This is a genomic window from Phenylobacterium sp. (genome assembly GCF_004799395.1).
In the GTDB taxonomy this organism is placed as follows: domain Bacteria; phylum Pseudomonadota; class Alphaproteobacteria; order Caulobacterales; family Caulobacteraceae; genus Phenylobacterium.
Map to the genome: position 1 here is coordinate 21,008 of NZ_SSMZ01000312.1, position 6,883 is coordinate 27,890.

General features: G+C 66.0%; 6 protein-coding genes and 1 pseudogene. 5 read left to right on the forward strand and 2 right to left on the reverse strand.

Annotation, left to right across the window (positions count from 1 at the left end; genetic code table 11):
- Position 1: 1 nt before the first annotated feature.
- The 4 genes from E8A12_RS20000 (at position 2) to E8A12_RS20015 (ending at position 5,361) form a co-directional block, all read left to right on the forward strand.
- Positions 2–1,135: a histidine kinase dimerization/phosphoacceptor domain -containing protein gene (locus E8A12_RS20000; protein WP_293372104.1), complete on the forward strand. Its 1,134-nt coding sequence runs from the start codon at positions 2–4 to the stop codon at positions 1,133–1,135.
- 216 nt (positions 1,136–1,351) lie between these two features.
- Positions 1,352–2,440, forward strand: a complete 1,089-nt coding sequence (locus E8A12_RS20005; protein WP_293372106.1) for a patatin-like phospholipase family protein — start codon at positions 1,352–1,354, stop codon at positions 2,438–2,440.
- A 45-nt stretch (positions 2,441–2,485) separates the two neighbouring features.
- Positions 2,486–4,399 (forward strand): CHASE3 domain-containing protein, encoded by a 1,914-nt coding sequence (locus E8A12_RS20010; RefSeq protein WP_293372108.1) that lies wholly within the window; start codon positions 2,486–2,488, stop codon positions 4,397–4,399.
- A gap of 134 nt (positions 4,400–4,533) precedes the next feature.
- Entirely contained in the window at positions 4,534–5,361 is an 828-nt protein-coding gene (locus E8A12_RS20015; protein ID WP_293372110.1) for a universal stress protein, read from the forward strand.
- On the opposite strand, the gene E8A12_RS22825 is transcribed toward E8A12_RS20015, so the two are convergent.
- The gene (locus E8A12_RS22825) at positions 5,252–5,617 is read right to left on the reverse strand and encodes a BON domain-containing protein (protein ID WP_363212555.1); all 366 of its coding nucleotides are present in this window, start codon (positions 5,615–5,617) and stop codon (positions 5,252–5,254) included. The genes E8A12_RS20015 and E8A12_RS22825 overlap by 110 nt on opposite strands.
- Here E8A12_RS22825 and E8A12_RS20020 point away from each other — a divergent pair.
- Positions 5,508–5,879, forward strand: a pseudogene (locus E8A12_RS20020) (oleate hydratase); the annotation flags it as partial. The gene E8A12_RS22825 and the pseudogene E8A12_RS20020 overlap by 110 nt on opposite strands.
- Positions 5,880–5,925: 46 nt before the next feature.
- On the opposite strand, the gene E8A12_RS20025 reads toward E8A12_RS20020, so the two are convergent.
- Positions 5,926–6,297 (reverse strand): response regulator, encoded by a 372-nt coding sequence (locus tag E8A12_RS20025; protein WP_293372112.1) that lies wholly within the window; start codon positions 6,295–6,297, stop codon positions 5,926–5,928.
- Between the last annotated feature and the right edge of the window lie 586 nt (positions 6,298–6,883).

A 6,883-nucleotide genomic window follows, 5' to 3' on the forward strand; every position in this document is an offset into this window, starting at 1 on the left:
CATGGCTACCAACACGACCAGGGACCCGATGCGTTCGGACCCGGCAGGGCCCTGGCTCGAACACGCCCCGTCGCCCATGGCGACGGTCGAGGGTGCGACCCACAGAGTGCGCGACATCAACACTGCGTTCTGCCGGCTGATCGACAAGTCCAGAGGCGACGCGTTGGGACAGCCGTTCTGCGAGCTGCTGCCGGACAACGCCGAATGCCTGGCGCTGCTGGACCACGTCTTTCACACGGGAGAACCGGTGAGCCACACCGAGCAGGATCGCGGCGGTCCCGCAGCCGCCTTCTGGTCCTATGTGATGTGGCCGGTGATGGCCAACGGCTCAGCAGTGGGCGTCGTGATCCAGGTGATCGAGACCCCGCCGCCGCAGGAACGAACACTGGCGATGAACGAGGCGCTGCTGCTGGGCTCCTTGCGCCAGCATGAGCTGACCGCCGCAGGCGCCCTGGCGAACGTCCGGCTGCAGACCGAGATCGGCCAGCGCATGCAGTCCGAGCAGGACGCGCTGATGCTGACCAAGGAGATCTCGCACCGGATCAAGAACAACCTGCAGATCGTCGTCGCCCTGATCGCCAACGAGATCAAACGGACACCGCCCTCACTGGCGAAGGGCTATCTGGCCATGGAGGCGCGCATCGCCGCCATCGCGAGGCTTTACGACCTGATCTCCCAGTCGACCCGGGTCGAAAGCGTGTCGTTGGACGCCTATCTGCGCGAAATCGCCAAGACCATGTCGGCGAGCCTGCTTGAATCCTCGTCGGGCATCAGCATCGAGGTGCGGTCTGACGCCGTGGAGATCGACCCCGACCGCGCCGTGCCCTTCGGCCTGCTGGTCAATGAACTGGGCACCAACGCCATCAAGCACGCATTTCCCGGGGGGATCGGACGGGTGACACTGAGCCTCGAACGGGTCGGCGACCAAATCGAACTGACGGTCGCCGATGACGGCGTGGGCATGGCGGCCAAGGACCCGTCGCTCATTCCTGGGAAGCACGGTTCCGACTATGTGGCGATCTTCGTGCGCCAGTTGGGCGGCACGATCACCGTCTCGGGATCGGACGGCCCTGGGACCGGAACGACCGTCAGAATCCGGCTTCCCTCCCGCACAGCCCGGCCGCCGACCGCTTGACGCGCAGTCGAGGCCAGCGGGGACCGCGATCTTGTCCGCGTCGCGATCCGTTGGGCGCCGCCGCTGGAGCGGTCGCGCCCGGCGCTCGTCTCGTCGTAAGGGTGACCTTGGGGATGTCCCACTGGTTTGCGCAAAGTGTCTGCCATGGTTGATCGCTCCGCCTCCCGTCCCAGGAACCGCGGACGCCGTCCCGCGCCGATTGGCGTTCAAGCTCGGATGCCCGAATTCGAACGGGCGCGCTTGAGCGTCGATGAGGCAGAGGACTCGCTCGTCGCGACGGCCGCCCGCCTGGCGATCCCGGTGCTCGACCGTCCGAAGGCGGACTTCGAAATCTTGGCCATCTCGGGCGGAGCCGCCGGGGGCGCGTTCGGGGCAGGGGTCCTGGTAGGCCTGACCCGCGCTGGCAAGCGGCCGAAGTTCGCGATCGTGACCGGCGTCAGCACCGGCGCCCTGATGGCGCCGTTTGCATTCCTGGGCTCGGACTGGGATGAGCGCCTGACCGACGCCTACGTCGGCGGCCATGCCGCCCGGTTGTGGAGTCTGACGCGGTTCGCGCCGACGCTGGACGGCGGCCTGTTCCGGCCAGACGCGCTGGACAGCCTGATCAACCCCTTCGTCGATGCCGACCTTGTCGCGGCCGTCGCGCGCGAACATGCCCTGGGCCGCCGTTTGCTGGTGGCGACGACGGACCTCGACAGTGAGAAGGCCTGCATCTGGGACATGGGCGAGATCGCCTCCCGCGGCGGCGAGCCGGCGCTGGCGCTGTTTCGCAAGGTGTTGGCCGCCTCGGCGAGCCTGCCTGGCCTGTTTCCGCCCCGCCGCATCGAGTGCGAGGCCGAGGGGCTCACCTACGAAGAGATGCACGTTGACGGCGGTGTCGCCGCGCCCCTGTTCGTGATGCCGGAGGCACTGCTGCGCTGGAAGGACTTGGGTCTTCGCCTACAGCACAGCCGCATCTACGTAATCGCGAATATCTCCCTGGAGCAGATTCCGCGAACCACTGAGCCGAACATCGTGGCGATCCTCAGCCGCAGCTTCGACACCATGCTTCGATCATCCTATCGGCAGGCGCTCAGCGTGGTGACGACGTTCTGCGCCGATCACGATCTCCCGCTGAGTGTGGCCTCGATCCCCGCTGTCCCGGATAGCGGCAGCATGCTCAGCTTCGACACCACCGTCATGCGCAGGATCTTCGACGACGCGGTTGCGCGGGCCCAGGAACCCGATTTCTGGCACACCCCGCGGTCGCCCAGGTCGCCAGGTCCCTCGGATTCCCTGAGACCGCCGCCCACGGCGACTGAGTAGATTCCGAGCCTGACCGGCCTGTCGGATCATCGCTATCCCACGGGCATGCGAATCCGGACCGCCTTTGACCGTTCCACATGGCTGCTTGCTGGCGGGCTTGGCTTTCTGGCGGCGCTGATCGCGCTGACCTTTCTGGCGGTCGACGGCCAGAGGCGCGCCGACGTGGCGATCGATCATTCGATGAACGTCCAGAACCGGCTGATGACCGTGTTGTCCAGCCTGCAGGACGCTGAGACCGGGCAACGCGGCTACATCATCACGGGCAAAACCCTATTCCTCGAGCCCTACGACCGCACGCGTCTGAATTTGGGCGCGGACCTCGACAATCTAGCCTCCGCAACAGCCGACGACGCCGCGCAGCGCGCGGCGATGTCCCATGTCCGGACGCTCGTGGAGGCCCGCATGGCGTCGCTGCGCCAGGGTTTGGCGTTGCGCCAAGCCGGCGACCTGACCGGCGCCGCGGACTACGTCGCCCGGGGCGACAGCAATCGGCGGATGGACGAGGTTCGGCGAGAAATTTCCGGCATGAGTTCGGAAGAGGCCCGCGTCCTATTGCACCGTCAGGTGCAGTCGAGGACGAACTTCATCTGGTTGCGGATTCTGCTCATTCTGGGGTTTGCGATCGTCGTCACTCTGGCGATCACCGCGCTTCGGGGGGCTGGGAAGCGCCTGGCCCTTGTCGCCGCGCGGCGAGACGAACTGGCGACCGCAAACCTGAATTTGACCGAGCAGGCGCGGAGCCGCGAGCAAGCCGAGACCCAGGTACGTCAACTTCAGAAGATGGAGGCCGTCGGCCAATTGACCGGGGGCATCGCGCATGACTTCAACAACATGCTGTCGATCGTCATCGGGAGCCTGGATCTCGCCCTTCGGCGAATGAAAAAGGATCCCGGGACAACCGTCGGCTACATTGAGACCGCGCTGGAGGGCGCCCATCGAGCGGCGGCGCTGACCGCCCGCCTGCTGGCTTTTTCCCGCCAGCAGCCCCTGACCCCGGTCGCGTCGGATCCCAACAAGCTGATCACCGGCATGTCCGATCTCCTGCGGCGCACGATCGGTGAGAACCTTCGGGTGGAGACGGTCTTCTCTGGGGGCATGTGGCGGATCTGCGCCGACGTTTCGCAGCTTGAAAACGCCGTGCTCAACCTCTGTGTCAACGCCCGCGACGCCATGCCGGGCGGCGGAAAACTGACGGTCGAGACCTCCAACGCGCACCTGGACGACGCCTACGCTGAGCAGCATGTGGAGGTGAAGGCGGGCCAATATGTGCTGATCTCGGTGTCGGACACCGGGACGGGCATGACCCGCGAGGTCGTACGGCGCGCGTTCGATCCGTTCTACACGACCAAGCCGGTCGGGAAGGGCACCGGGCTAGGCTTGAGCCAGGTGTTCGGCTTCGTGAAGCAGTCCGGCGGACACATCGAAATCTATTCCGAGCCGGGCGTCGGCACCTCGGTGAAGATCTATCTGCCGCGATGGATCGGCGGAGATGCTGAGGCCGCTGCCGAGCGCGATGACCGTGGCGCCGGACTCCCCGTCGCGTCGAACGGCGAGGTGATCCTGGTGGTCGAGGACGACGCCGACGTGAGGCTGGTGAGCGTCGATGCGCTTCGTCATCTTGGCTTCACCGTCGTCCAGGCCGGTTCCGGCGAGGAGGCGCTGCAGGTGCTTGCGCTGCAGCCCCGGGTCGATCTCCTGTTCACCGACATCGTCATGCCGGGGATGACGGGACGGGTCCTGGCCGATCTGGCCATCGCACACAGGCCCAGGCTGAAGGTCCTCTATACGACGGGGTACACGCGCAACGCGGTCGTCCACAACGGCATCCTCGATTCCGGCGTCGCCTTCCTCCCCAAGCCTTTCACGATCGACCAGTTGGCCCACAAGATCGCCAGGGTGTTTGCAGACGCCGGGGCCCATCGTAAGGCTCCGGAGCTGGCTCTCGAACCGTTGGCCTGAGGCGCAGGGTCGTCGGCGGCTGAGTACATTCCGAGCCTTTCTCCGAGGGAGCGGCCGACCGCTAGTGGGGTCGACCGGAGCCAGGTCGGCTGCACGCTCAGCGGCCGTCGGCGGCCTCGCATTGGAGACGTTCGATGACGCTCAGGACGATCATGGTGCAACTGGAGCTGGGCCGGCCGCATGCAGGCGTCCTGGCCGTCGCTGGTGACCTGGGGGAACGCTTCCAGGCCGAGGTCATCGGGATCGCGGCTTGCCAGCCCATGCGCATGGACTACGGCGACGTGGCCTTCTCGGGAGACTTCGTTCAGGTCGACCGGGACGAGATCGATCGGGAACTCAAGGCCGCCGAGCTCGACTTTCGGACGGCGCTGGGGCCTCGCGCCACGTCCGTCGCCTGGCGGTCCACCATCACCAATGGATCGCTTTGCGACTACTTCGCCCGTGAAGCTCGAAGCGCCGATCTTATCATCACCCATGTGTCATCGACGGATCTGCTCAATCCCACGCGGCGCATCAATACTGGTGGTCTCGTCATGCAGGCCGGCCGTCCCGTCCTGATCGTGCCGGGCCATGTGCAGTCGCTCAAGATCGAGCGCGCCGTGCTGGCCTGGAAGGACACCCGCGAAGCCCGCCGCGCCGCGCTGGATGCGCTGCCGCTCCTCAAGGCGGCGGGTCATGTCGCCGTGGTCGCCATCGCGACCCAGGACAAGCTCGCCTGGGCGCAGGCGGACCTTGACGACGTCTTGGGTTGGCTCAGACGCCACGGAGTTGAGGCGAGTCAGGTGTTGACCACGGCCGCCGGCGACAGTCCCACGCAGCTCCAGTCGGTGGCGCGGGAACAGAAGGCCGACCTCATCGTGGCCGGTGCTTACGGCCGCAGCCGGTTGCAAGAATGGGCGCTCGGCGGCGTGACCGGCGACCTGCTGATGCACGCCAACATCTGTTCGCTGGTGTCCCACTAAGGTCCTTGGTGTTGACCCGCGGCTTGATGGTGACGTCGTTGGTCACGCCGATGACGCCATAGAGCGAACGGACGTCCTTTGCGGCGGCGTCGTGCTCGAAGCGCCAGTCGACTTCACCGGTCAGCTTCACCCACCCCTTTCGACCGTGCACCGGCCGGGAGATCCTGACCGAGATCCTGGGGCGCCTGCGCATCGAAGGCAGTGAGGCGACGATCCTCGAGACCTCAACTTGCATCCCAACCATGATGCCCTTCATCACCAGCCAGTTCCTGCGGCGACGGAAAGGCGATCGGCCCGCGGTGGTCCCGAAAGGCGCCCGATATCTCGGCCTCATCGGCCAGTTCTGTGAGTTGCCGGACGACGTGGTGTTCACGGCGGAATATTCGATCCGCTCCGCGCAAACGGCGGTCTACACCCTGCTGGGCCTGAGCCGCGAGGCGACGCCAGTCTCCCAGGGGAAATTTGACCCGCGGGTGCTCTACGAGGCGTTCCGAGCGCTGCACGATATCGACGCCTGACACCCGCTCAACTTCCGCCTCTGCCCGGACGGTCAGCCACCCGCGCCTAGGCCGCTGCGCCAGATGCAAGGCCCATCGCCCGGTCCATTGCGGCGACGAGATCGGCCTCGAAATACGGCTTCTGGAGCACGATGGCGTCAGGCCGTTGGTCGCGAACGCCGGAGGGATTGGCGGTGGCGAAGATGTGGCGAATGCGCCGATGTCGCAGAATCTCATCCACCGCGGCCACGCCGCTTCCTTCGCCCAGACTTGAATCGACGACCATCAGATCGGGCTCGCAGCGCAGCGCCACGGCCACGGCCTCGGCCTCGGTGGCCGCCGTCCCGCAGACCTGGTGACCAAGCGCGCCCAGAAGGTCGCCGAGCAGATCGGCGATTATAGGCTCGTCCTCGACGATCAGGATGCGTAGCTGAGCCATGACGATAGGGTCTCCGTGCTGGACTGCCCGCGACGGCGGGAGGCGGTCTCCCGTGTGGATCGCAGGTCAACGGGCTTGCGACCTAGGTTTCAATCTCGGCGCTGCCAATCTCCTGTGTGATCGCACACCATAGTTGCGGTCGAGTTCGGGGCGGAGGCTCGGAAAATACTCATCACCTCGGCCACGGCGCCGCACAAATATTTCCTGCGGGAGTCCCGGGCGGGGAACGAGCTCGGCCTTTTACGAGATGTGGCAAGTATTTAGCGGAACGACGGCGGAGGGGGGGCATTGAAGCTGCTGTCGGAGTTCTCTCCGGAACAACCCCGAGTTTCACATGCCGGAAAGTCCGCTGCATCTCGTCGCCCGGCCCGGACATTCGCCTGGTCGATTGGCTGGACAGCGCGATAGCCACGATGAACTCGTCAACCGCAATCGCGAGCTCGAGGACGCCGAGCGTCACCGCGCCACCTGCGCGCGCTTGTTGAGGGTCGTGAGCCACGACCTTCGCCAGCCGCTTCAGACCTTGGCCCTGCTTCAGGGTCTCCTGGCCAAGTCCGTCACCGGAGCGGGCCCGCAGTCTTTGGTC

Excerpts from the sequence above, each read along its gene's own strand:
- E8A12_RS20015 (WP_293372110.1), top strand. The coding sequence starts at position 4,534 with ATGACGCTCAGGACGATCATGGTGCAACTGGAGCTGGGCCGGCCGCAT.
- E8A12_RS20000 (WP_293372104.1), top strand. The coding sequence starts at position 2 with ATGGCTACCAACACGACCAGGGACCCGATGCGTTCGGACCCGGCAGGG.
- E8A12_RS20025 (WP_293372112.1), bottom strand. The coding sequence starts at position 6,297 with ATGGCTCAGCTACGCATCCTGATCGTCGAGGACGAGCCTATAATCGCC.
- E8A12_RS20005 (WP_293372106.1), top strand. The coding sequence starts at position 1,352 with ATGCCCGAATTCGAACGGGCGCGCTTGAGCGTCGATGAGGCAGAGGAC.
- E8A12_RS20010 (WP_293372108.1), top strand. The coding sequence starts at position 2,486 with ATGCGAATCCGGACCGCCTTTGACCGTTCCACATGGCTGCTTGCTGGC.
- E8A12_RS22825 (WP_363212555.1), bottom strand. The coding sequence starts at position 5,617 with ATGAAGGGCATCATGGTTGGGATGCAAGTTGAGGTCTCGAGGATCGTC.